Source organism: Dyella sedimenti (assembly GCF_022760995.1).
Lineage (GTDB): Bacteria > Pseudomonadota > Gammaproteobacteria > Xanthomonadales > Rhodanobacteraceae > Dyella > Dyella sedimenti.
In genome coordinates this window covers 1,027,089-1,050,181 of the sequence record NZ_JAKWJO010000001.1, presented here as the reverse complement: position 1 = coordinate 1,050,181, position 23,093 = coordinate 1,027,089, and the positions used below count along the sequence as shown (strand labels likewise).

Here is a 23,093-nt window from a genome sequence, read left to right as displayed (position 1 = left end):
ATGGCCCGTCCGCTCTCCCCTCTGCGCCGCTTGCTGCCGCTGGCCCTGGCCGCCGCGCTGCCGGCCTGCTCGCTGGCGCCCGCCTACCACAAGCCCGACGTGGGTCCGCTGCCCGCGGCCTATGCGGGACAGACCGCCGACGGCATGTGGTCGCCGGCCCATCCAGCCGATACCGCCACGCGCGGCTCCTGGTGGTCGGTGTACGGCGACGACGCGCTCGATCGCCTGGAAAAACAGCTGGACACGGCCAATCCCTCGCTGGCCGTCGCGCTGGCGCGCTATGACGCCGCGCGGGCGATCGTCGGCCAGCTGCGCTCGGACTACTACCCGCAGCTCGGCGTCGAACTGGCCGACTCGCGCAACCGGCAGTCGAACAACCGGCCGCTGCGCGGTTCCGGCCAGCCCAACGAATACAGCGCCGAGACCGCGGGCTTCGGCGCCAGCTACGAGCTGGACCTGTGGGGCCGCGTGCGCAACGAGGTGGCCGCCGGCAAGGCCGAGGCCGCGGCCGCGGCGGGCGACCTGGCTTCGGTGCGGTTGAGCCTGGAGGCGCAGTTGGCCGACCTCTATATCCGCCTGCGCGGCTACGACGTGCAGGACCGCATCCTCAAGGACACGCTGGATGCCTACCAGCAGGGCCTGGCGCTGACCGAGCGCCGCTTCGAGGGCGGCATCGCCTCCGGCCTGGACGTGTCGCGCGCCAAGACCCAGCTATCCGACGCGCAGGCGCAGGTATCGGAGGTGGAGGCGCAGCGCACGCTCACCGAGCACGCTATCGCCAGCCTGGTGGGCGTGCCGGCTTCCCGCTTCACGCTGCCGCCGGACACCAAGGCGATCGACGTGCCGGCGATTCCGCTCGGCGTACCGTCACTGCTACTGGAACGGCGGCCCGACATCGCCGCCGCCGAGCGGCGCGTGTTCGCCGCCAACGCACAGATCGGCGTGGCGCGCGCGGCCTTCTTCCCGCGACTGAGCCTGTCGGCCCTGCTCGGCTGGCAGGACACCGGCATGGGCAACCTGCTCTCGGTCGGCAACCGCTACTGGGCGCTGGGACCGGACCTGACGATGCCGCTGTTCGACGGCGGGTTGCGACGCTCCAAGGTGCAGGAGGCGCAGGCCAACCTCGATGCGGCCTCCGGCCAGTACCGCGGCATCGTGCTCGGCGCGTTCCAGCAGGTGGAGGACAACCTCACCCTGCTGCAACAGTTGGGTATGGAAGCGCACCAGGAAGACGATGCCGCCAGCGCGGCGCGCGATTCGCAGACCATCGCCACCAACCGTTACCGCGAGGGCGCGGTGAACTACCTCGACGTGGTCAGCGCGCAGACCGCCGCCCTGCAGGCCGAGCGCAGCGCCGAGCAGGTGCGCACCCGCCGCCTGCAGGCCAGCGTGGACCTGATCCGCGCCCTGGGCGGCGGCTGGGATGCCTCCCAGCTGCCTGCCGCCGACATGGCGGCGGCCGATGGCCCCCAGGCCCGCTGACGCGGCGCTTTGGCTACACCCAGCTCCTCGCATTTACCCCCTCCCAACCTCCCCCTGCAAGCAGGGGGAGGCCAAAAACATGCACGCACTGGCCCTCCCTGCACGTAGGAGGGAGGAGCCAAAGCATGCACACACCGGCCCCTCCCCTGCGTGCAGGGGAGGGTTGGGGAGGGGTGCTCTGCTCTGACGAAACGAGGTCTCCGTGCGCGCCGATGAGCCTGGCCGATGGGCGTTCAGCCGTCCAAACCGGTATCGCCGATGGCGCAAAAACAGAAACGGCGGGCCAGGCCCGCCGTCTCTCCATCCTTGGGTGGAACTCCCTTGCGATAGCCGTACCGCTTAGAACGGGTAGTAGCGGAAGGAGGTGAAGAACATGTCTTCCTTGGCCTTCGGCGAAGCCGCGCCGTTGACCAGCACGCCGTTGACGAAGCCCTGGCCGGCGAAGGCTTCCTTCTCGGTGTGCGAGTACTGCGCGCCGAACTGCATCTTGCCGAACTTGCCCTGGTAGAACTTCCACCAGAAGCCGGCGGTGCCCTGCCAGATGTTCTTGGCGTTGCCCACGCAGGTGCCGCCGACCACGTCGCAGCCGCTGTTGTTGTAGGCCGGGTTGCCGTAACCCAGGGCCACGCCGTTGTAGTCGAAGTCCTTCTTGCTGTCGGCCTCGCGGCCGCCGAACAGGTAGATGTCCAGGTCCGGGTTGGCGTGCCAGGTCAGGCCGGTCAGTATCATGTTCTCCTTGATCGGAGAGATGCCGCCGTTCGGGCTGAAGGTCACGTCGGAGAGCTGGGCGCTACCGTAGCGGCCGATGCCCTTGCCTTCCATGCCGGAGATCTGCCAGTCGAGGACCTTGTCCACCAGCGGCAGGATCGCGCCGAAGCCCCAGCCACCGCCCCAGGTGTCGTGGTTGGAACCGTTGTAGCGGTTGTAGAAGGCGCGGCCCAGGCCGAACACTTCATAGTGGCCGTAGCCCGGGTCGGCGGCGAACTTCACCACCACGTCGGGGATGTGGTTGAGCGACAGCGTGTTGGCCGAATCGAAGCCCGAGCCGGCCGCGATGTTGTAGGCCTGCTGCTGGACCGGCGCCTTGGCCTGGTTCGGGCTGGAGTAGAAGGTGGTCTGCGGGTTCTCGAGCGAGATACCCAGCCAGTACTTCTTGTCCCAATCCTTGACCAGGCGGATCTGTGCCTGGCGGGCCCAGGTGAAGCCCGGGATATATTGGGCATCGATCTGCGGCGGGGTCAGTTCGTTGCGGGGCATGATGCCCTTGCTGTTGAGCGTCAGCAGCGACCAGTTCTGGCCGGCCAGCAAGTGCAGGCCCGAGTTGTCCCAATCGGAGGTCAGGTACACGTTGCGGATGCGCGGGTTGAACGAGTTGCTCTCGTTCGAGTTCGCGGTCTGGGCGCCGCCCAGGAAGTCCATTTCGATGTAGCCGGCCAGATGCGTATCCGGGTTCACGTCGCCCTGGACGAGAGCCGACAGACGGCTCTGGCGAGCGGTCATGCGGAACTCGTTCATGTGCGCGGTCTGCACGTTCCGGTACGGCATCGCGCTGTAGTTGGAGGCGATGTCCGCGCCTTCCTGGGCCGAGCGATAAATCGATTCGGCCGCCAGGAAGCCGCCCAGGGTGATGTTCACGCCCTTGTAGGACAACTTGTCGGAGGACTTCTTCACCTGCGCGTCGGTGGCGGCGACCTGCTTCTGCACCTGCTCCACGGCCTGGCCGGTGGAAACGTTGATGTCAGACTGCGCATCCGTGCGCTGTTCCAGTTCGATCACCTTGGCCTGCAGGGCCTGCAACTGAGCCTTCAGTGCTTCGATCTCGGTGGCCTGAGCAGACGCCTGGGCCTGGCTGCTCTTCGTCGACTGGGCCGGAGCCGGGTCGGCGACCACGTGGAAGCTGGTAACGCCCAAACCGGCAGCAATGGCTACCGCGAGCAACTTGGAACGCATGGATTTTCTCCGCATGTAGGTAAGAACTACCTGGACGGCCCCCATTGATCCCCTATTGATCTCTGGCCGTCCAAGCACGATCGATGCGCAGAATGGGCTTCGCCCTTTACCGTTACATGCACGTTATGTGACAAAACGGAGACATCCGGCCGCGCATGTCTCATCGGCGACATGCGCGGCGCCGGTCCCGGGCCGCCGCCCACGGCTGATATGCTTAGCGAATGGATAACCTCTGCAACAGCATGGCCGGCCGCATGGCCGAGCGTTTCCGCGGCTTCCTGCCGGTGATCGTGGATGTGGAAACCGGCGGTTTCGACGCCGAGCGCGATGCGCTGCTGGAAATCGCCGCCGTCATCCCGACCATGACGCCCGAGGGCTACCTGCAGCCCCTGCCCGCCGTCTCGGCCCACGTGCAGCCGTTCCCGGGCGCCAACATCGATCCGCGCGCGCTGGAAATCACCGGTATCGATCCCGACAACCCCCTGCGCGGCGCCCTGGACGAACGCCTGGCGCTGGACCACGTGTTCAAGCCGATCCGCGATGCGATGCGCGACATGGATTGCCAGCGTGCCATCCTGGTCGGCCACAATGCCGCATTCGACCTGGGCTTTCTCAATGCCGCCGTACGGCGCACGGGCCACAAGCGCAACCCGTTCCACCCCTTCAGCTGCTTCGACACCGCCACGCTCAGCGGCCTGGCCTATGGCCAGACGGTGCTCAGCAAGGCCGTGCAGGCGGCGGGCCTGCCCTTCGACACGCGCGAGGCGCACTCCGCTATCTATGATGCCGAGCGCACCGCCGAGCTGTTCTGCACCATCGTCAACCGCTGGCGCCGGCTCGAAGTGCTCGAACGCGAACAGCTCGGCGTTGAGTCCCTGTAAAGGCGCGGGGCCATCCTGGGCACGGATCGGCCACCTCGCTTAATCCCTTCTTTATCAGCGCTCTATGACAGCACATGGCGAATTGTCATATGCCTGAAACATTGGGCTCATTTCATTGCAACACGGCACGCATGAAATAACAGCGGGCGGGAATCCCCCGAGACCCTACGCTTAAGGAGCCACCGTGTTGACCTCAACCAAGTATCTGTCCCGCATCGGCACCACCGCCGTGTTCGCCGCGGCATCGCTGTTCGGCGTGGCTGCGCACGCCACCGATATCACCGGCGCCGGCTCGAGCTTCGTCTACCCGGTGCTCTCGAAGTGGTCCGCGGGCTACGCCGAAAAGACCGGCAACAAGCTCAACTACCAGTCCGTCGGCTCGGGCGCCGGCGTGGCCCAGATCAAGGAAGGCACCATCGACTTCGGCGCCACCGACGCGCCGGTGAAGGCCGAGGACCTCGCGCAGTTCGGCCTGGGCCAGTTCCCGGTCGTGGTGGGCGGCATCGTGCCGGTGGTCAACATCCCGGGCGTCGAGGCCGGCCAGATCAAGCTTGACGGCGCCACCCTCGCCGACATCTTCCTGGGCAAGATCACCCAGTGGAACGACCCGAAAATCGCCGCGCTCAACGCCGGCGCGAACCTGCCGGCCAAGAAGATCACGGTCGTGCACCGCTCGGACGGCTCGGGCACCTCGTTCAACTTCACCAACTACCTCTCCAAGGTCAGCAACGAGTGGGCGACCAAGGTGAAGTTCGGCACCGCCGTCGACTGGCCGACCGGCGTGGGCGGCAAGGGCAACGAGGGCGTGTCGCAGTACGTCAAGCAGATCAGCGGCTCGATCGGCTACGTCGAGTACGCCTATGCCGTGAAGAACAAGATCAGCTGGGTGGACCTGAAGAACGCCGCCGGCCAGGTCATCGCGCCGAGCGCCGAGGCCTTCGCCGCCGCCGCCGCCACCGCCGACTGGGGCAGCGCCAAGGACTTCAACGTCATCATGACCAACGCCCCTGGCGCGCAGGCGTGGCCGATCACCGCCACCACCTGGGTGGTGATGTACAAGTCCCCGAAGAATGCCGAGCACACCAAGGTGGCCTTCGAGTTCTTCAAGTGGGCGCTCGAGAACGGCCAGAAGGACGCCGCCTCGCTCGACTACGTCGCCTTGCCGGACAGCCTGGTCAAGAAGATCGAGGCTTACTGGAGCACCGAGTACAAGCACTGAGGCCATCGTCTCGCCGGTCATGCAACGGCAACCGGCAAGACTTACCCTGAGCGCTTGACCGCACGACAACGGCCGCCCGACTCACCTCGGGCGGCCTGTTGTTGAAAGGCGCCGCGATCCGGCGCATCGTCCACGGACCGGAACGGCCTTCGCGCCGGCCGGGTCCGCCTGACTGCCGAGGAATCCTCCGCACATGCAAGCGAATGTAGGCGCCGTCGCCGCCGCGTCCCAGGCACAGGAAGCACGCGCGCAGCGCGACGCACGGCAGGACCGCCTGTTCTCCTGGCTGCTCAAGGGCTGCGCCCTGCTCGTGCTGGCCTGCCTGCTGGGCGCCGCCGGCGCCACCCTGTGGGGCGGCCGCCACGCCTTCGGCACCTTCGGCTGGCATTTCCTGTTCAGCGCCGAATGGGATCCCGGCACCGATACCTACGGCGCCCTCGTGCCCGTCTACGGCACCATCGCCACCTCGCTGATCGCGCTGATTATCGCCGTGCCGGTGAGCTTCGGCATCGCCATCTACCTCTCCGAGGTGGCACCCGCCTGGCTGCGCACGCCGGTGGCCTCGGCCATCGAACTGCTGGCCGGCATCCCCTCGATCATCTACGGCATGTGGGGCCTGTTCATCTTCGCGCCCTTCTTCGCCGACCACATCAAGCCCTGGCTGACCAGCTACCTGGGCGACAAGCCGGACGACGGCAAGCTGTCGTGGGTGGCCGCGCACGTGCCCTTCGTGGGCAAGCTGTTCGGCAGCGACTATCCGTTCGGCGCCAGCATACTCACCGCGGGCATCGTGCTGGCGGTGATGATCGTCCCATTCATCTCCTCGGTGATGCGCGAGGTGTTCCAGACCGTTCCCTCGCGCCTGAAGGAGTCGGCCTATGCGCTGGGCTCCAGCACCTGGGAAGTGTCCTGGGACATCGTGCTGCCCTACACCCGATCGGCGGTGATAGGCGGCATCTTCCTCGGCCTGGGCCGCGCGCTGGGCGAGACGATGGCGGTGACCTTCGTGCTGGGCAACGCAATGAAGCTGTCGCCCTCCCTCCTGGATCCGGGCGCCTCGATCGCCTCCACCATCGCCAACCAGTTCAGCGAGGCCGCGGGCCTGCAGAAATCGACGCTGATGGCCCTGGCCTTCCTGCTGTTCGTGGTGACCTTCATCGTGCTGCTGATCGCCCGCTGGATGCTGCGCCAGATGGCCCACAAGGAGGGTCGCTGATGGCCGCCGACTCGCTGCTCTATACGCGCCGCCGCGTCGTCAACGCCATCGCGCTGGCGATGAGCACCCTGGCCACCGTGATCGGCCTGGTGTTCCTGGCCTGGATCCTGTGGGAAACGCTGCGCCAGGGCATCAGTGCGCTGCACCTGCAGCTGTTCACCAAGATCACCGCCTATGGCGAGGACGGCGGCCTGCTCAACGCCATGGTGGGCAGCTTCATCATCGACCTGATCGGCATCGTCATCGCCACGCCGATCGGCGTGCTGGCCGGCACCTGGCTGGCCGAATACGCCAGCGGCACCAAGCTGGGCGAATCGATCCGCTTCCTCAACGACATCCTGCTGTCGGCGCCGTCGATCGTGCTGGGCCTGTTCGTCTACACCATCGTCGTGCTGCCATCGACCACGCTCACCAACGGTTCCACCACCTTCTCCGGCTGGGCCGGCGGCGTGGCGCTGGCGCTGATCGCGCTGCCGGTGATCGTGCGCACCTCCGACGAAATGCTGCGCCTGGTGCCCTCCACCCTGCGCGAGGCGGCGCTGTCGCTGGGCATCCCGCAGTGGAAGCTCACCCTGCAGATCCTGATCCGCGCCGCCCGCTCGGGCATCATCACCGGCGTGCTGCTGGCGCTGGCGCGCATCAGCGGCGAGACCGCGCCGCTGCTGTTCACCGCGTTCGGCAACAACTACCTGACCTTCAACCCGATGGACAAGATGTCCAGCCTGCCCCAGGTGATCTACCAGTACGCCAACGATCCCGGCGAGGGCCTGCATGCCATCGCCTGGGCGGGTGCGTTCGTGCTCACCATGTTCGTACTGCTGCTGAGCCTCGCTTCTCGCCTGGTCCTTTCCCGCAACAAGGTGTCCCATGACTGAGTCCGCTGCCGCCGGCATCCATCCGCAATCCGCGGCCACGCCCGCGCCGATCGCGCCGACCAAGCTGAAGGTGCGCGACCTGCACTTCTACTACAACGGATACCATGCGCTGAAAGGCATCAACATGGACATCCCGGAAAAGAAGGTGACAGCCATCATCGGCCCTTCCGGCTGCGGCAAGTCCACCCTGTTGCGCATCTTCAACCGCATCTACGCAATCTACCCGAAGCTGGAGGCCAAGGGCGAGATCGTGCTGGACGGCGAGAACATCCTCGATCCCGGCTACTCGATGAATCGCCTGCGCAGCAAGGTGGGCATGGTGTTCCAGAAGCCGGTGCCGTTTCCGATGACCATCTTCGAGAACGTGGCCTACGGCATCCGCCACCACGAGAAGCTGTCACGCGCCGACATGGAGATCCGCGTGGAGCAGGCGCTGCGCAGCGCCGCCCTGTGGGACGAGGTGAAGGACAAGCTCAAGCAGAGCGCGCTCGGCCTCTCCGGCGGCCAGCAGCAGCGCCTGTGCATCGCCCGCGGCATCGCCCTCAAGCCCGAAGTACTGCTGCTGGACGAGCCCACCTCGGCGCTGGACCCGATCGCCACCGGCCGCATCGAGCAACTGGTGGAAGAACTCAAGAGCGAATACACCATCGTCATCGTCACCCACAACATGCAGCAGGCGGCCCGCTGTTCCGACCTTACCGCCTTCATGTACCTGGGCGAACTGATCGAATTCGACCGCACCGAACAGATCTTCACCAAGCCGAGCAAGAAGCAGACCGAGGACTACATCACGGGTCGCTTTGGCTGATCGAGCAGGGAATAGGGAATGGTGAATCGGGAATAGCAAAACCCGCCGCCAGACCTGTTCCCGATCCCCTATTCTCTATTCCCGAGAACGCTTATGACCGGCAGCAGCAAAGAACACATCATCAAGAGCTACGACGACGAGCTGACGCGCCTCACCGGCGAGATCGTCCGCATGGGCGAGCTCGCGGTGGGCCAGCTGGAAGCGGCCATCGACGTGATCGACCGTCGCGACGAGCGCGCTGCCCAGCATGTGGTCAACAACGACGACGCCATCGACCAGCTCGAACAGGAAATCAGCCACGACGTGGTGCGCCTGCTGGCGCTGCGCGCGCCCATCGCCAGCGACCTGCGCAACGTGTTCGCCGCGCTGCGTATCGCCGCCGACATCGAGCGCGTTGGCGACTACGCCGCCAACGTGGCCAAGCGCTCGATCCCGCTTTCCATGGTGGCGCCGATCGCCCCGACCAGCGGCCTGGGCTACCTGGCCGAGCTGGCGGCGCAGGAAATGCGCGACGTGCTGATCGCCTACCGCGACCGCGACCCCGAGCGCGCCTACCAGGTATGGAAGGACGACGCCGAGCTGGACGAGGCCTATACCGGCTACTTCCGCCAGCTGCTCACCTACATGATGGAAGACCCGCGCAACATCACGCCATGCACGCACCTGCTGTTCATGGCCAAGAACATCGAGCGCATCGGCGACCACGCCACCAACATCGCCGAAAGCGTGTGGTACCAGGTCAATGGCGAGCCGCTGAACGCCCAACGCGCCAAGCGCGACTTCACCTCCAACCCGGAGCCAACCAAGCTCGGCCACAAGGACTGAGCAAAGCAGCCGGTTTTTCTGTGGGAGCGCACCCCGTGCGCGACAACCTGACGACGCAGCGACCATATGCCGCCGCAGTCGCGCACGAGGTGCGCTCCCACCCCCATGTCCACGGGCAAGGCCACCTGGCCGCACGTACCCTCAGGACGTGATCTTCCCGCCCAGCTCCCGCGCCTCGCGCCGCGCGCGGGTCGAATGCGCGATGCCGTACACGCCGATGACGATCCAGGCGAGCTGCATCAGGAAAGCCGGCCAGTTCATCTGCGTCGCGCCGAACACCAGCGACAACGCCACGCCCAGCGCGCCCAGCACGTTCATCAGCTGGTAAACCAGCCCGTTGCCGTGCAGCTTGTGGGCCTGCAGCAGCAGGAACGCCAGCAGTACCAGCGCCACGCCGATGTAGCCGGCCCAGTCGTGCCATTGGAAGGTCATCGCTTTTCGCTCCTTTGCCGCAGGGCCTCGAACAGGACGATGCCGGTGGCGACGGAGACGTTGAGGCTCTCCATCGCGCCGGGCATCGGGATCTTGGCCACGAAATCGCAGGTCTCGCGGGTGAGGCGGCGCATGCCCTCGCCCTCGCTGCCCAGCACCAGCGCCACCGGACCGCGCAGGTCGATGCCGTACACGCTCGTATCCGTATCGCCGGCCAGGCCGGTGATCCATACGCCCGCATCCTTCAGCGTACGCAGGGCGCGCGCCAGGTTGGTGGCGGCGATCAGCGGCACGCGGTCGGCGCCGCCCGCCGAGGCGCGGCGCACTACCGGGGTGAGACCCACCGCGCGGTCCTTCGGCACGACCACCGCGGTGACCCTGGCCGCCGCCGCGCTGCGCAGGCAGGCACCCAGGTTGTGCGGATCGGTGACGCCGTCGAGCACCAGCACCAGCGCCTCCTGCCCCGCCTTCTCGAGCAGGCCCGGGAGATCGTTCTCGCCGCCCATCGGCGGCGCCTCGTAGCGTGCCGCCACGCCCTGGTGGCGCGCCTCGCCGGCCAGGCGGTCCAGTTGCTCGCGTGGCCGGTGATGCACCGGGATGTTCAGGGCCTTGGCGCGCGTGGCCAACTCCTGCACGCGTGCGTTGCGCTGGCCCTGCTCCACCAGCACCTCGCGCACGCGCGACGCATCGTTGCTCAGCGCGCCCTCGACCGGGTTGATCCCGACGATCCAGCTCTCACTCATTGCTAGCCTTTCTTCTTGCCGCCCTTGCGAGCCTTGGAGGTTGCCTTGGAGACGGCGGCCTTCGCCGCCTTGAACTTGCCCTTGGCCGCCGCCTTGGCCTTGGCGAACATGCCGCCGCCGGCCTTGCGCGACGGCGCCGGGCCGGCATTATCGCCCGCCGCGGGGCGCGACGTCGCCTTGTGCGCGGGCAGCGAATAGCGTTCGCCCGAGGCGGCGTAATCGTAGCGGCGTTCGCTGCGCGGCGGCTCGGCGGCCTTCTCCTTGCGCGGCGCCACCAGGCGGAAATCGATCTTGCGGTCCTCCAGCGAGGCGCGCAGCACCTGTACCCGCACATGGTCGCCCAGGCGGAACTGGGCGCCGCTGCGCTCGCCCTTGAGCAGGTGCCGCACCGGATCGAAATGGTAGTAGTCGTTGGAGAGCTGGCTGATGTGCACCAGGCCCGAGACCTTCGACTCGTCCAGCTCCACGAACAGGCCGAACGAGGTGACGCCGGTGACGGTACCGTCGAACTCGCTGCCGACGTGCTTGGACATCCATGCGCACTTGAAGCGCTCGTCCACGTCGCGCTCGGCCTCTTCCGCACGGCGCTCGCGCTGCGAGCAGTGCACGGCCATCGCCGCCATCTCGGCCGCGCTGTAGGTATAGGCGGAAGGCTTGCCGCCGGCGATCGCATAGCGGATCGCACGATGCACCAGCAGGTCCGGGTAGCGACGGATCGGCGAGGTGAAATGCGCGTAGGCCTCCAGCGCCAGGCCGAAGTGGCCGCGGTTGTCCGGCTGGTAGGCAGCCATGCTCTGTGAACGCAGCAGCACGGACTGGATCAGCTCGCGCTCGGGCCGGTCCTGCACCTGCTTAAGCACCTTGGCGAAGTCGCCGGGCTTCACTTCCTCCACCGACGGCATGCGCAGCTTGAACTCGCGCAGGAACTGCTGCAGGTCCTCGTATTTCTCGGCCGGCGGCGGCTCGTGGGCACGGAACAGCGCGGGGATCTTCTTCTTTTCCAGGAACAGCGCCGCCTGCACGTTGGCCGCGATCATGCATTCCTCGATCAGCTTGTGTGCGTCGTTGCGCTCGGTGGCGCCCATCGACTCCACTTCGCCGCGCTGGTCGAGGCGGAACTTCACCTCGGGCGTCTCGAAGTCGATCGCCCCACGGCGCTTGCGCTGCGCCGCCATCAGCCTGTAGAGCCCGTGCAGGTGCTCCAGCTGTGGCAGCACGTCGGCCAGCTCGTGCCGCGCGTCGGCATCGTTCAGGCCGATGGCCTGCCACACGCGGTCGTAGGTGAGCCGCGCGTGCGAACGCATCACCGCGTCGTAGAACTTCGAGCGGGTCACCTCGCCCTGCGCGTCGACCGTCATGTCGCAGACCATGCACAGGCGCTCGACCTTGGGATTGAGCGAGCAGATGCCGTTGGACAGCGTCTCCGGCAGCATCGGCACCACGAAGCCGGGGAAATAGGTGGAGGTGCTGCGCTCGTAGGCTTCCTTGTCCAGCGCGGATCCCACCTTCACGTAGTGCGATACGTCGGCGATGGCCACCACCAGGCGGTAGCCGCCGCCTCGCCGGGGTTCGGCATAGACGGCGTCGTCGAAGTCGCGGGCGTCGGCACCGTCGATGGTCACCAGCGGCAGCGCGCGCAGGTCCACCCGGCCCTCGCGCTCGGCGGCGGTCACCTGGGGCTCGACCTGCGCGGCCTCGCGCGTCACCGCGTCGGGCCACTCGTGCGGCAGGTCGTAGCTGGCGATCGCCATCTCCACCAGCAGCGAGGGTTGCAGGCGCTCGCCCAGCACCGCGCGGATCGCGCCCAGAGGGCCACGGTGCGGCGTCGGCGGGTCGGTGATTTCCGCCACCACGATCTGGCCGGAACGCGCGCCCATGTCGTGTCCCGGCAGGATCATCACGTCCTGGTGCAGGCGTCGGTCGTCCGGCGCCACCAGCATCACGCCATTCTCCAGCACCACGCGTCCCACCAGGCGCGGCGAGCGGCGCTGCAGCACTTCGACGATGGCGCCCTGCTTGCGGCCGCGCCGGTCGATACCGACCACGCTGGCCAGCACGCGGTCGCCGTGCAGCACCGTGCGCATCTGCTGCGGGGAAAGGTAGAGGTCGTCGCCGCCGTCGTCCGGCCGCAGAAAACCATAGCCCTCGGCGTTGGCCAGCACGATGCCTGGGATCAGGTCGAGCTTGCTGGCCGGCGCGTAGCCGCCGCGACGACCCAGCAGCAACTGGCCGTCGCGCACCATCGCACCCAGGCGCTTGCGCAGAGCATTGAGTTCGTATTCGTCATGGAGCGACATCGCCTCGGCGATGCGCGCCTCGGTCAGCAGCTCGCCGCGTTGCTCAAGCAAGGCAAGGATCGCCTCTCGGCTCGGAATCGGCCGCTCATAGCGTTGCGCCTCGCGCTCGGCATGCGGATCGTCCACCCGCCCCGCCGGGGCGCGCGATGGATCGAGCGCCGAGCGCTTGACGCGGGCGGCGCCCTTCGCCGGTTTCGGCGCGGCAGGCCCGGACTTGGCGTCCTGTCGGCGCTTGCGTGGTTCTTTTGTTTTGGTCACTTCCTTGCCTTTTCGTCGGATCGGCACCGCGGATGCCGCGGTCCGTAAGATGGGGTGAAAGAATAGTTGACAATCCGCCGACACATGCCTAATCTACGCGGCTCACGCAGCCGACAAAGCACAGCGTGACACCTGCCCAGGTGGCGGAATTGGTAGACGCACTAGTTTCAGGTACTAGCGGGTAAAACCGTGGAGGTTCGAGTCCTCTCCTGGGCACCAATTGTAGACGAAGCCCGCAGCGATGCGGGCTTTGTCGTTTCCGGGGATTGGATCGGTGCCTGGTACGCGTGCGCGGCTCCGAGAGCGAGACGTTTCACCAGCGCCACATCGCGTTGCCACGCACGCCCCAGCGCTACGAGCCAACCGGCGTGTATCCGCGCTCGGCCATGGTCTTGGCGACAGCCGCCTCGACATTCGCGATCACGACATCAAGCGGCTGGTTGGCGTCGATCTCGACGATCGGCGCGCCGCTATAGCGAAGCTGCGGCGTCACCGCGATCTTCCTGGCGAGCGCCTCGCGGCGATGATCGGGCTTGCGCGCGCATGCGGTATCGAGATCGACGTTCAAGCGCAGTACCAGATCGGGACGATGGCTGGCCATCCACTCGAACACCGCGTGCTCGTACCGCGCCAAGCGCACCACCAGCCGCGATCCCTGCGAGGTCTCGGGAAAACCGGGGCCATCGTATGCGCCAGGAATTTCCACCTGCGGGTAGCGATCGGTAACGACGATGAGTCCCTGGCGGCGAAGCGCGAGCATACGCTTGAAGCGACGCTTGCGGCGCAGGGTGAACGCGCTCATCACCAGCGCGGGGAACAGCTTCGGCTGGAGGTCGGCCTCGATGCGGTCGTTGACGCCATCGACCTTGCGCTTGATCGCGCGATCGAGCAGCGGGCCGATGAGCGGCCAACGCGCCATGGCGCGCGCGACGTTGCCCGACTGCTTGCCGAGATGCACGCGGCCCGCGGGGCCGTAGCGGGTAATCCAACTGGCGACGTGATCACACACTGTCGATTTGCCCGAGCCATCCGTGCCGATGATCGCGATCAGGGGAGCCAGGGTGTTGGGTTGGGCGGGCATGCAATTTCCGTATCCAGGGGAAGCATCGGCCGAAAAGGATAGCAGCGCATGCCGGGCGCGGTCCCGGCAAGGCCTCGTAGACGCATGTGACCGCGCGGGCATACCATAAATAGTTGTCTGCAACTCCGCGCCCGGTGGGCTCCTACGTGTCCGAACATCCCAATCGCCTCCCGCTCCTGCCGGTTATCGCCTTGACCGGCTGCGATGGATCGGGCAAATCCACCTTGGCCGAATCACTTGTCGCCCGGCTTCGCGACCTGGGCTCCGTCCAGCAGCTATACCTCGGCCAGTCCTCCGGACGCATCGGCGACTGGGTACGCGACCTGCCCCTGATAGGGCCGCCCCTCGGGCGATACCTGACCCGGAAATCCGACCAGGTGCACGATCGCCCCAAGCAGGCACCCGGTGGTGTCACGGCGCTGGCGATCTACCTGCTCTCCCGTTGGCGGGCCCATAAGTACCGGCGCATGCTGCGGCTGTGCCGTGCGGGCACGCTGGTGGTGACCGACCGCTACCCTCAGTCGGAAATCCCCGGCTTCCTGTTCGATGGCCCGGAACTGGCCAAGACCCAAGGGGGTTCATGGTGGGTCCGCTGGTTGCGCGCCCGCGAGCAGAAGCTCTATGCATGGATGGCTTCGGGCGTGCCGATGATCGTGATACGGCTCAACGTCGATGAGGCGACCGCGCATGTACGCAAGCCCGATCACAAGCTCTCGTCGCTGCGCGCCAAGATCGCCAATATTCCGCTGTTGACCTTCAACGGCGCCCGCATCGTGGATCTCGATGGCCGTGACGATGCCGGCTCCGTCCTGGAAGCATCGCTGCGCGCCATCCATCAGGCGCTGGAGTCGGTGAAGGCATGAGCATCGATGCACACGACGAAGCCCCGCTTCCGCCGATCCCCGGCCTGATCGCCGTCGTGGGTTGCGACGGCACCGGCAAATCCACGCTCACCCATGACCTCGCGCGGATCCTGGGCAAACACACGCCCACGGAACGCCGCTACCTGGGGCTCGTCTCCGGGGAGAGCGGCGCCAAGATCAAGGAACTGCCGTTGATCGGCCCGCGCCTTGAAAAGCGCCTGGCGGCCAAGGCCGCGCACGCGCAGGACATGCGCAACAAGGCGCCCGGCATGTGGGGCGCGCTCATCATGTATGGCCTCTCGGTGTGGCGCGAAGCGCATCTGCTTAAGGTTTGCCGGCTCGCCGAAAGCGGCACGCTGGTCATTACCGACCGTTTCCCGCAGGCCGAGGTCAACGGCTTTCGCTACGACGGCCCGGGCCTGGGCCTCGAACGCAGCAACCATTGGCTGGTGCGCAAGCTGGCGGAGCGCGAGCAGCGTCTGTACAAGCGCATGGCGCGCTACCGGCCGGCACTCGTCATCAAGCTCGACATCGATCTGGCGACGGCGCATGCGCGCAAGCCCGACCACAGCCGCGCGGAGCTGAGCGACAAGATCGCGGTGATGGCGCGTCTTCGCTACAACGGCGCCCCGGTGTTCGACCTGGATACCCGCGCACCGTACCCCGACGTACTGGAGAAGGCGCTGCACGCCGTGGCGGCCGCGGTGCCCGCCCTTGCATCCATCCTTGAAAACCCAGCCCAGGTATCCGAGGCGACGTGAACACAACCCTTTCGAACGCTCCCCAAGCGCCGCTGTGGCGTCGCTTGCTCATTCGCTCCGGCAAGCATTTCCTGCGCTGGAGCGGCCATTTCCAGGCGAAGCACTCCATGGTGGCCACCACGCCGGTGCTCCCGAACGACACGTTCGATTGGGTGCCGCGCCTCGAAGCCGCCTGGCCCGAGATCCGCCAGGAACTCGACCACCTGCTCGAGCATCCGGAGGACATCCCGGCGTTCCATCAGATCTCGCCCGACCAGAAGCGTATTTCCAAGGGCGATAACTGGAAGACCTTCGGTTTCTATGTCTATGGCCAGCGGGTGGATGAGAACTGCGCGGTCTGCCCGAAAACCGCGGCCGTGCTGGATACCCTGCCCGGCATGCGCAGCGCCATGTTTTCCATCCTGAAACCGCGCTATCGCATTGATCCGCACAAGGGACCGACCAAGGCCGTGATTCGTGCCCACCTGGGCCTGCGGGTGCCGCAGGACTGGGAAAACGTCTGGATCCGGGTCGACGACCAGATCCTTCACTGGCGTGAAGGCAAAGTGGTGCTTTTTGACGACAGCTATGAACATGAAGTTCACAACGACACGGACGAACTCCGCGCGGTGCTGTTCATCGATATCGAGCGTCCCTCGGATCGACTCGGGACTGCCTTTAACCGCTTGATTCTGAAACTAATCCAAATCAGCCCTTACGTCAGGCAGCCCCTCAGGAACATGGCGAAGTGGAACCAGGATCATGCCCGCAAGTAACTGCTAGCCCGTGCTTGCTTAACTGAAAATTTACAAATTCAGGCGCGAAGGCTTACGAAAATCTAAGTAGATTCTTAACAAAGCCGCTAATTAAGGTACCATTAGGTTCAGTAATGGCCTTGCAACACTACGGTGCTGCCCCCACTGACGCGAACTTCGCGTCAAACAGCGGTAAGAATAATGAGCGCAGACGGAAGCATTTCTCGGACTGGATCACCCACGCCCACCATCAATACCGTACCTTTGCGCCGCGCGGACTTCGCCACCTTGGCGGAAGTGCTCGACTACGCGGCGACGGGTGCGACCGGGGCAAATTTCTACGCCGGCGGCAAGCTCGTCACCGCCCTGCCCTATGCAACCTTGCGAACGCAGGCCATCGACCTCGCGCAGCGCCTGGCATCGCTGGAGCTGCCGCGTGGCGCTCGCGTTGCCATCGTCGCGGAGACCAGCCCCGACTTCCTGCGCTTCTTCTTCGCATGCCAGTACATGGGCCTGGTGCCCGTGGCGATACCCTCGGCAGTTAACCTGGGCGGGCATGACGCGTTCGTGAAAAAGCTGCACGGCATGCTGCAGGCATGCGATGCCGCCGTGGCCGTGGCCTCGGAATCGTTCCAGGGCTTCCTCGAGGAAGCGGTGCGCGGACTGCGCGTGCTGATGTGGGGCGAGCCATCGGCGTTCGACGGGCTGCCCGCGCAATCCGCGCCGTTGGAGCCGATCGGCCCTGACGAGGTCGCCTACCTCCAGTTCACCTCGGGCAGCACCGGCGCGCCGAAGGCGGCGGTAATCACCGAACGCGCGCTGCTTGCCAACCTGCGCGGCTCGATCAACCACGGCCTGGTATTGCGCGAGGACGACCGCTTCGTCTCGTGGCTGCCGTTCTATCACGACATGGGCCTGGTCGGTTGCCTGCTGACCGTGATGGGGGGCCAGCGCTCGATCGATTACCTGGACACCCGCGAGTTCGCGATGCGTCCGCGCCGCTGGCTGGAACTGATGAGCCAGTCGAAGGCGACCATCGCCTACAGCCCGCCGTTCGGCTACGACATGTGCGCGCGCCGCGTGCGCCCCGGCGACATCGCTTCGTACGACCTCTCGCACTGGCGCATCGCCGGCATCGGCGCGGAGCCCATCCACCCGGACGTGGCCAACAAGTTCGCCGAGCTGCTCGCGCCGGCCGGGTTCGACGCGAAGGCGTTCGTGCCGTCGTACGGCATGGCCGAGGCGGCGCTGGCGGTGAGCTTCTCGCCGCTGGGCAAGGGCATGCTGGTCGACTGGATCGATCCGGCGGACCTTTCCGACCACCTGCGCGCGACGCCGGTGGCCGAGGGCCAGGGCACGGCGTTCGTGCGCTGCGGCCCGGTGCTCCCGGAACACGAACTGCAGATCCGCGACGATGCCGGCCACGTGCTGGCAGATCGCCGCATCGGCAAGATCCTCGTGCGCGGACCGAGCGTGATGTCGGGCTATTACGAGCAGCCCGAGCTGACCGCGGACGTCCTCGACGGCGATGGCTGGTTGGACACGGGCGATATCGGTTACCTCGTCGATGGCGAGGTCGTGATCACCGGCCGCCACAAGGACATGATCATCGTCAACGGCCGCAACATCTGGCCGCAGGAAATCGAGCGCATCGTCGAGCGGCAGCCCGAGCTGCGCTCGCAGGATGCCTCCGCGTTCAGCGTGCCCGGCCCCACGGGCGCGGAAATCGCGGTGGTCGTGGTCCAGTGCAATACCGACGACACAGCGGTTCGCGTCGCGCTGGTCCAGCGCATCCGCCGCGAACTGCTGGAGGAACTCGGCGTCGACTGCCTGATCGAGCTGGTGCCGCGCCATACGTTGCCGCGCACCTCCTCGGGCAAGCTTTCCCGCTCGGCCACGCGCAAGGGCTACCTGGAACGCCAGGCCCAGGAGCAGGTCCTTCGGGTCGCGGGTTCGCGATGAGCGACGGGCTGGACGCCGGGAGGCCGGTCGTTGCGTTGACCGGCGCCACCGGCTTCATCGGCGCCGCGCTCAGCGAGCACCTCGTGCGCGCGGGATACCGCGTCCAGGCCTTGTACCGGCCGCGGCGCGGGCGAGTGATGCGGAGCGCGCCGGGCCTACAGTGGATCGCCGGCGATCTCGACGACCAGGCCGCGCTCGCCGCGGTCATGCAGGGCGCCGAGGCCGTCATCCACTGTGCCGGCAGCGTTCGTGGCGCGACGCGCGCCGACTTCGACCGCGTCAACGAACAAGGCGTGATCCATACCGTCGATGCCGCGCTGCGCGAGCCCGCATGCCGGCGGTTCCTGTTGATCTCATCCCTGGCCGCGCGCGAGCCGGCGCTGTCCGACTACTCGCGCAGCAAGCACCTGGGCGAGCGCGCCCTGGCCGCGCGCGCGGGCCGGCTCACGTGGGCGGCGATACGCCCACCCGCCGTGTACGGCCCGGGCGACCGCGAGATGCTCCCGCTCTTCCAGGGCATGGCGCGCGGCGTGGCGGCGATTCCGGGCTCGGGCAACGGTCGCTTCTCGCTCATCCACGTCGCCGACCTGGCGTCGGCCGTCGTCGCGTGGCTCGGCGCCAGCGACCGGAGCGGCGCGATCTACGAGCTGGATGATGGCCATGCGCGGGGCTACGACTGGGATACCGTGCTGGCCACGGCGGCCCAGGTGCTGCGCAATGGCGCGCCCATCCGCCGCCTGCGGATTCCCGTGCCCGTGTTGCGCGCGGTGGCCGGCATGAACCGGCTGTGCGCGCGCCTCTTCGGCTATGCGCCGATGCTGACCCCCGGCAAGGTGCGCGAGATCACGCATGCCGACTGGGTGTCCGACAACACGGCCTTCGTACAAGCCACCGGCTGGCGGCCCGCCTTCGGTTTCCGCGAAGGCCTGGCCCAGACGCTCGGCAAACCCCTGCCGCATTGAACGGAATACCCCTATGACTCACCAAGACGTCGTTGCACAACTGATCAAGCTGGTGGAGCCCTACGCCGAAGGCCGCGTGGCGCACATCACCGCGAATACCGGGCTGACGGGGGAACTGGCGCTCGATTCGCTCAAGGTGATGGATCTCATCACGGACGTCGAGGACCATTACGAGATCTCGGTACCGCTGAACACCCTGGCCGACATCAAGACCGTGGGCGACCTCGCGTCGCTGATCCAGAAACACGTAGGCAACGACGCATGAAAGAGAACCCCCGGCTCCTGGCGGTACGGGCGGTACGCCAGGAACTGGCGACGCTCGGCATCGATCCCTTCGGGATCCAGATCGACGAGATCCTGTCCCCGACCGAAGGCCTGATCCAGGGCCGCCGGACCATCCTGGCCGGCACCAACAACTATCTCGGCCTGACCTTCGACCCCGACTGCATCGCCGCGGCGCGGGACGCGCTGGAAAGCGCGGGCACGGGCACCACTGGCTCGCGCATGGCCAACGGCAGCTATGCCGCGCACCGCGAGCTGGAGCTGGACCTGGCGCGCTTCTACGGCAAACGCGACGCTATCGTGTTCTCCACCGGCTACCAGGCCAACCTCGGCATGATCTCGGCCCTGGCCGGCCCCGGCGACACGGTGATGATCGATGCCGACAGCCACGCGAGCATCTATGACGGATGCAACCTGAGCGGCGCGAACACCATTCGCTTCCGCCACAACGACCCGAACGACCTGGCCAAGCGCATGGGCCGACTCGGTGCCGAGGCGTCCCATGCCCTGATCGTCGTGGAAGGCGTCTACAGCATGCTCGGCGATCGCGCGCCACTGCGCGAGTTCGTCGAGGTCAAGAAGGCATTCGGCGCGACGCTGCTCGTGGACGAAGCCCATTCCATGGGCGTGCTCGGCGAGAAGGGCCGCGGCCTCTGCGAAGAGATGGGCGTCCTCGGCGACATCGACTACGTCGTCGGCACCTTCAGCAAGAGCCTGGGCAACACCGGCGGTTTCTGCGTGGGCGACTCGGACGAGATGGAAGTGCTGCGCTACGCCAGCCGCCCCTACGTATTCACGGCTTCGCTGCCACCGGCGACGATCGCCGCCACCCGCACGGCATTGCGCAAGCTCGCCGCGGCGGACGACCTGCGCCTGCGCATCCGCGAAAACGCGGCACGCCTGCACGCCGGCCTGGCCGCGCTGGGCTTTCGCCTGGGCGCGCCGGCCAACGCGGTCGTGGCCGTGCTCGCGGGCGAGAAGGTGGAAGCGCTGCGTTTCTGGCATCACCTGCTCAAGCAGGGCGTCTATGTGAACGTGATGGTCCCACCGGCCACCCCGGGCAACGAATCGCTGCTCCGCTGCAGCGTCAGCGCCGCCCACACGCCGGAGCAGGTCGACGCCATTTGCGCGGCGTTTGCCAGCTGGCCGGGCGCGAGGGTGTAATGGCCATGCCTCTCACCGCTCTTCGACGATGAAACACTGGTTTTCCGATGGCGCATTCCGCGCCATCGTGCGCAACGCCTCTTACCTCGGCTCGAGCAACGTGGTCGGCGCGCTGCTCGGTTTGCTGGCGCTCGCCTGCGCCGGCCGCGCCATGCATCCGGCCCTGTTCGGCGTACTCGTCGTCGTCCAGGCCTACGCCAAGAGCGTGAGCGACTTCGCCAAGTTCCAGACCTGGCAATTCGTGGTCCAGTTCGGCACGCCCGCCCTGGCGCACAACGACCTCAACCGCTTCCGCGACGTCGTCGGCTTTTCCTTCGGCCTCGACCTGGCGAGCGGCGCCATCGCGCTGGTCGGCGGCATGATCCTGCTGCCCCTGCTCGGGCATGCGGTCGGCATCCCGCCCACGGATTTCTGGTGGGCGCTGGGCTACTGCACCCTGATCCCGACGATGACCGCCGCGACGCCCACCGGCATCCTGCGCGCGATCGATCGCTTCGACCTGATCGCCGTGCAACAGGCGATCACCCCGTTCCTTCGCGCCATCGGCAGCGTGATCGCCTATGTCGGCCATCTCGGCTTTCCCGGCTTCATCGCCACCTGGTACGTCTCCAGCCTGGCGGGCGACGCGGCACTGTGGTGGTTCGCCGCGCGCGAACTGCGCCAGCAGTCGATCGGCGACGCGCTGCGGCCGCGGCTGGTCAGCGCGGCCCGGCGCATCAAGGGCGCCTGGAATTTCGTCTGGACCACCAATTTCGCCCACTCCATCTGGTCGGCGCGCAACGCCGGCAGCAACGTGCTCGTGGGCATCGTGCTGGGCCCCGCCGCGGCCGGCGTGTTCAAGGTCGCGCTGACCTTCTTCGACGCCGCCGGCACCCCGGCCTCGCTGATGCAGAAGAGTTTCTACCCGGAGATCCGCCGGCTCGATCCGGCCAGTGACCGCCCATGGAAGCTGGGGCTGCGCGCCGCGCTGCTGGCTGGCGGCCTGGGGGTACTGGTCGCCCTGCTGGTCATCGCTGTCGGCAAGCCCCTCATCGGCTCCGTCTTCGGAAAGCAGTACCTGGAGGCCTACGACCTGCTGCAGGTGATGTGCGCCGCGCTGGTTGTCTCCATGGCCGGGTTCCCGCTGGAATCGCTGCTCTACATCGCCAGCCGCCAGCGCGCCGCGCTGGTCGCCCAGGCCCTGGCGGCCGTGCTGTACGTGGGGCTGCTCATCGGGCTCAGCCATGCCTTTGGCATCATGGGCGCGGCGGCGGCCTATTTCGGTGGCCAGTGCCTCGAGGCGCTGTTCTCGCTGATCCCGACCGTTGCCGCCTATCGCCATCGGCACACGCTCACGTTCTACGCGCCCGAGGAAGCGAAGCCATGAACGGCATGGGTGGCCTGCGCTGGCCGCGATTCCCGAAGGAGATTCTCCGGCGACTGTTCGACGCCGTCGATACCGACGATGTGGTCGACGCCCACGTCGCCCTGCCCGACCCCATCGTGCTGGGATGCCCCGACGAGTGGATCGGACGCTGCTACGCCCTCTGCCTGCAGTTCTGGGAAGATGGCGTGACGCGCGAGGAGCTGATGCAACTGGTCGAAAAGCTGCTGCGCAACGAGGGCCTCAGCGCCGACGAGCGGCTCCAGTACAAGTACATCCGCGCGCGCTACAAGCACCTTCGCTTCGCCCAGCGGCTCTACGGCAAGCGGCACCGTTCGGGCTTCCTGTTCGACCTGACCACTCGTGTGATGGGCCACCTGCAGGACGCCTTTCGCAGCGGGCAGCACAGCGCGGTCGTGCGCCAGGGCCTTACGCTGAAGCTCTTGCTGTCCAGGCCGGTCTGGCGGATGGTCCATCGCGGCCTCATCGATATCGAACTGGACGACGAGGCTGGCTTCATCGCCCACCAGCGCGCCGAGATCGGCCGCCTGAAAAAGGCGATGGCACGCACCATGTTCGCCGGCCACCAGTTCCACACGATCCGCAAGATCATCAGCATGCAGGTGTCGTACTACGACACCGTCCGTTCGTTCGGCCCCGACGAGCACGCTTACCGGATGTCGCGCTTCCTGGCTGCGATCAACGGACTCATGGGCTACCGGCACGACGAGATGGTGGCCGATTCGATCTCGGGCCGGCGCGATTACCGCACGCCGACGCCACTGGCGACGCAGACGCGCATCCGTCTGGAAACCCTCATCGCGCACTACCCGCTTTAAGAGCCTGGCGTTCGCAAGCCCGTACCTTCACCCTCTCTCCCGGCGGGACCGGGGCCAACCTGCGCCGGGATGACGCCGAAGACTGAGGCGAAAGGC

21 protein-coding genes and 1 tRNA gene are annotated in these 23,093 nt (G+C 66.8%); 17 read left to right on the top strand and 5 right to left on the bottom strand.

From position 1 onward, the window contains the following. Nucleotides 1–1,482: an efflux transporter outer membrane subunit gene (locus MJ605_RS04745; protein WP_243039888.1), complete on the top strand. Its 1,482-nt coding sequence runs from the start codon at nucleotides 1–3 to the stop codon at nucleotides 1,480–1,482. Nucleotides 1,483–1,821: 339 nt separating this feature from the next. On the opposite strand, the gene MJ605_RS04740 is transcribed toward MJ605_RS04745, so the two are convergent. Continuing rightward, on the bottom strand, nucleotides 1,822–3,432 hold the full coding sequence (locus MJ605_RS04740) for a hypothetical protein (protein WP_243039887.1): 1,611 nt from the start codon (nucleotides 3,430–3,432) through the stop codon (nucleotides 1,822–1,824). Between the two features lie 221 nt (nucleotides 3,433–3,653). On the opposite strand from MJ605_RS04740, the gene rnt reads away from it, so the two are divergent. From rnt to phoU, 6 genes are all read left to right on the top strand, one after another. Then, nucleotides 3,654–4,313, top strand: coding sequence for a ribonuclease T (gene rnt, locus MJ605_RS04735; RefSeq protein ID WP_243039886.1), 660 nt, complete (start codon nucleotides 3,654–3,656; stop codon nucleotides 4,311–4,313). Nucleotides 4,314–4,500: 187 nt separating this feature from the next. Then, nucleotides 4,501–5,532 (top strand): phosphate ABC transporter substrate-binding protein PstS, encoded by a 1,032-nt coding sequence (gene pstS / locus MJ605_RS04730; protein ID WP_279237434.1) that lies wholly within the window; start codon nucleotides 4,501–4,503, stop codon nucleotides 5,530–5,532. 193 nt (nucleotides 5,533–5,725) lie between these two features. Then, nucleotides 5,726–6,748, top strand: coding sequence for a phosphate ABC transporter permease subunit PstC (gene pstC, locus MJ605_RS04725; RefSeq protein ID WP_243039884.1), 1,023 nt, complete (start codon nucleotides 5,726–5,728; stop codon nucleotides 6,746–6,748). Next, complete coding sequence (gene pstA, locus MJ605_RS04720; RefSeq protein ID WP_243039883.1) at nucleotides 6,748–7,623, top strand: phosphate ABC transporter permease PstA; 876 nt, start codon at nucleotides 6,748–6,750, stop codon at nucleotides 7,621–7,623. Before pstC ends, pstA begins: the two co-directional genes overlap by 1 nt. After that, on the top strand, nucleotides 7,616–8,431 hold the full coding sequence (pstB, locus tag MJ605_RS04715) for a phosphate ABC transporter ATP-binding protein PstB (RefSeq protein ID WP_243039882.1): 816 nt from the start codon (nucleotides 7,616–7,618) through the stop codon (nucleotides 8,429–8,431). Before pstA ends, pstB begins: the two co-directional genes overlap by 8 nt. Before the next feature lie 93 nt (nucleotides 8,432–8,524). After that, complete coding sequence (gene phoU / locus MJ605_RS04710) at nucleotides 8,525–9,256, top strand: phosphate signaling complex protein PhoU (RefSeq protein WP_243039881.1); 732 nt, start codon at nucleotides 8,525–8,527, stop codon at nucleotides 9,254–9,256. Between the two features lie 141 nt (nucleotides 9,257–9,397). Here phoU and MJ605_RS04705 read toward each other — a convergent pair whose 3' ends face one another. From MJ605_RS04705 to rnr, 3 genes are read right to left on the bottom strand one after another with little or no spacing between them, the layout of a single operon-like run. Continuing rightward, the gene (locus MJ605_RS04705) at nucleotides 9,398–9,688 is read right to left on the bottom strand and encodes a CBU_0592 family membrane protein (protein ID WP_243039880.1); all 291 of its coding nucleotides are present in this window, start codon (nucleotides 9,686–9,688) and stop codon (nucleotides 9,398–9,400) included. Next, nucleotides 9,685–10,431, bottom strand: a complete 747-nt coding sequence (gene rlmB / locus MJ605_RS04700; protein ID WP_243039879.1) for a 23S rRNA (guanosine(2251)-2'-O)-methyltransferase RlmB — start codon at nucleotides 10,429–10,431, stop codon at nucleotides 9,685–9,687. Before rlmB ends, MJ605_RS04705 begins: the two co-directional genes overlap by 4 nt. 2 nt (nucleotides 10,432–10,433) lie before the next feature. Continuing rightward, on the bottom strand, nucleotides 10,434–12,986 hold the full coding sequence (gene rnr, locus MJ605_RS04695) for a ribonuclease R (protein ID WP_425600965.1): 2,553 nt from the start codon (nucleotides 12,984–12,986) through the stop codon (nucleotides 10,434–10,436). 134 nt (nucleotides 12,987–13,120) lie between these two features. Between rnr and MJ605_RS04690 the strand changes: the two genes are divergently transcribed. Continuing rightward, a tRNA-Leu gene (locus tag MJ605_RS04690) sits at nucleotides 13,121–13,205 on the top strand. Between the two features lie 133 nt (nucleotides 13,206–13,338). Here the strand turns inward: MJ605_RS04690 and MJ605_RS04685 are convergent. Further along, nucleotides 13,339–14,067 (bottom strand): nucleoside/nucleotide kinase family protein, encoded by a 729-nt coding sequence (locus MJ605_RS04685; RefSeq protein ID WP_243039878.1) that lies wholly within the window; start codon nucleotides 14,065–14,067, stop codon nucleotides 13,339–13,341. 146 nt (nucleotides 14,068–14,213) lie between these two features. Between MJ605_RS04685 and MJ605_RS04680 the strand changes: the two genes are divergently transcribed. The 9 genes from MJ605_RS04680 (at nucleotide 14,214) to MJ605_RS04640 (ending at nucleotide 22,997) form a co-directional block, all read left to right on the top strand. Next, complete coding sequence (locus MJ605_RS04680) at nucleotides 14,214–14,930, top strand: nucleoside/nucleotide kinase family protein (protein ID WP_243039877.1); 717 nt, start codon at nucleotides 14,214–14,216, stop codon at nucleotides 14,928–14,930. Next, complete coding sequence (locus MJ605_RS04675; protein ID WP_243039876.1) at nucleotides 14,927–15,691, top strand: nucleoside/nucleotide kinase family protein; 765 nt, start codon at nucleotides 14,927–14,929, stop codon at nucleotides 15,689–15,691. Before MJ605_RS04680 ends, MJ605_RS04675 begins: the two co-directional genes overlap by 4 nt. Further along, a complete protein-coding gene (locus MJ605_RS04670; RefSeq protein ID WP_243039875.1) occupies nucleotides 15,688–16,446 on the top strand; it encodes an aspartyl/asparaginyl beta-hydroxylase domain-containing protein in 759 nt (252 codons plus the stop codon). Before MJ605_RS04675 ends, MJ605_RS04670 begins: the two co-directional genes overlap by 4 nt. 180 nt (nucleotides 16,447–16,626) lie before the next feature. After that, complete coding sequence (locus tag MJ605_RS04665) at nucleotides 16,627–18,387, top strand: fatty acyl-AMP ligase (RefSeq protein WP_279237370.1); 1,761 nt, start codon at nucleotides 16,627–16,629, stop codon at nucleotides 18,385–18,387. Further along, nucleotides 18,384–19,349 carry an NAD-dependent epimerase/dehydratase family protein gene (locus MJ605_RS04660; protein ID WP_243039874.1) on the top strand — a complete coding sequence of 322 codons (966 nt, stop codon included), beginning with the start codon at nucleotides 18,384–18,386 and terminating at the stop codon, nucleotides 19,347–19,349. The genes MJ605_RS04665 and MJ605_RS04660 overlap by 4 nt, the downstream gene beginning before the upstream one ends. Nucleotides 19,350–19,362: 13 nt before the next feature. Beyond that, entirely contained in the window at nucleotides 19,363–19,614 is a 252-nt protein-coding gene (locus MJ605_RS04655; protein ID WP_243039873.1) for an acyl carrier protein, read from the top strand. After that, nucleotides 19,611–20,795 (top strand): serine palmitoyltransferase, encoded by a 1,185-nt coding sequence (gene spt, locus MJ605_RS04650; protein ID WP_243039872.1) that lies wholly within the window; start codon nucleotides 19,611–19,613, stop codon nucleotides 20,793–20,795. Before MJ605_RS04655 ends, spt begins: the two co-directional genes overlap by 4 nt. 28 nt (nucleotides 20,796–20,823) lie before the next feature. Then, complete coding sequence (locus MJ605_RS04645) at nucleotides 20,824–22,161, top strand: lipopolysaccharide biosynthesis protein (RefSeq protein ID WP_243039871.1); 1,338 nt, start codon at nucleotides 20,824–20,826, stop codon at nucleotides 22,159–22,161. After that, nucleotides 22,158–22,997, top strand: coding sequence for a hypothetical protein (locus MJ605_RS04640; protein WP_243039870.1), 840 nt, complete (start codon nucleotides 22,158–22,160; stop codon nucleotides 22,995–22,997). The genes MJ605_RS04645 and MJ605_RS04640 overlap by 4 nt, the downstream gene beginning before the upstream one ends. Nucleotides 22,998–23,093: the final 96 nt, after the last annotated feature.

Coding starts and splice junctions, on each gene's coding strand:
- MJ605_RS04705 (WP_243039880.1), bottom strand. CDS start 9,688: ATGACCTTCCAATGGCACGACTGGGCCGGCTACATCGGCGTGGCGCTG.
- MJ605_RS04675 (WP_243039876.1), top strand. CDS start 14,927: ATGAGCATCGATGCACACGACGAAGCCCCGCTTCCGCCGATCCCCGGC.
- MJ605_RS04740 (WP_243039887.1), bottom strand. CDS start 3,432: ATGCGTTCCAAGTTGCTCGCGGTAGCCATTGCTGCCGGTTTGGGCGTT.
- pstA (WP_243039883.1), top strand. CDS start 6,748: ATGGCCGCCGACTCGCTGCTCTATACGCGCCGCCGCGTCGTCAACGCC.
- MJ605_RS04655 (WP_243039873.1), top strand. CDS start 19,363: ATGACTCACCAAGACGTCGTTGCACAACTGATCAAGCTGGTGGAGCCC.
- spt (WP_243039872.1), top strand. CDS start 19,611: ATGAAAGAGAACCCCCGGCTCCTGGCGGTACGGGCGGTACGCCAGGAA.
- phoU (WP_243039881.1), top strand. CDS start 8,525: ATGACCGGCAGCAGCAAAGAACACATCATCAAGAGCTACGACGACGAG.
- MJ605_RS04685 (WP_243039878.1), bottom strand. CDS start 14,067: ATGCCCGCCCAACCCAACACCCTGGCTCCCCTGATCGCGATCATCGGC.
- MJ605_RS04665 (WP_279237370.1), top strand. CDS start 16,627: ATGAGCGCAGACGGAAGCATTTCTCGGACTGGATCACCCACGCCCACC.
- rlmB (WP_243039879.1), bottom strand. CDS start 10,431: ATGAGTGAGAGCTGGATCGTCGGGATCAACCCGGTCGAGGGCGCGCTG.
- MJ605_RS04640 (WP_243039870.1), top strand. CDS start 22,158: ATGAACGGCATGGGTGGCCTGCGCTGGCCGCGATTCCCGAAGGAGATT.
- MJ605_RS04645 (WP_243039871.1), top strand. CDS start 20,824: ATGAAACACTGGTTTTCCGATGGCGCATTCCGCGCCATCGTGCGCAAC.
- MJ605_RS04745 (WP_243039888.1), top strand. CDS start 1: ATGGCCCGTCCGCTCTCCCCTCTGCGCCGCTTGCTGCCGCTGGCCCTG.
- MJ605_RS04660 (WP_243039874.1), top strand. CDS start 18,384: ATGAGCGACGGGCTGGACGCCGGGAGGCCGGTCGTTGCGTTGACCGGC.
- pstB (WP_243039882.1), top strand. CDS start 7,616: ATGACTGAGTCCGCTGCCGCCGGCATCCATCCGCAATCCGCGGCCACG.
- pstC (WP_243039884.1), top strand. CDS start 5,726: ATGCAAGCGAATGTAGGCGCCGTCGCCGCCGCGTCCCAGGCACAGGAA.
- rnt (WP_243039886.1), top strand. CDS start 3,654: ATGGATAACCTCTGCAACAGCATGGCCGGCCGCATGGCCGAGCGTTTC.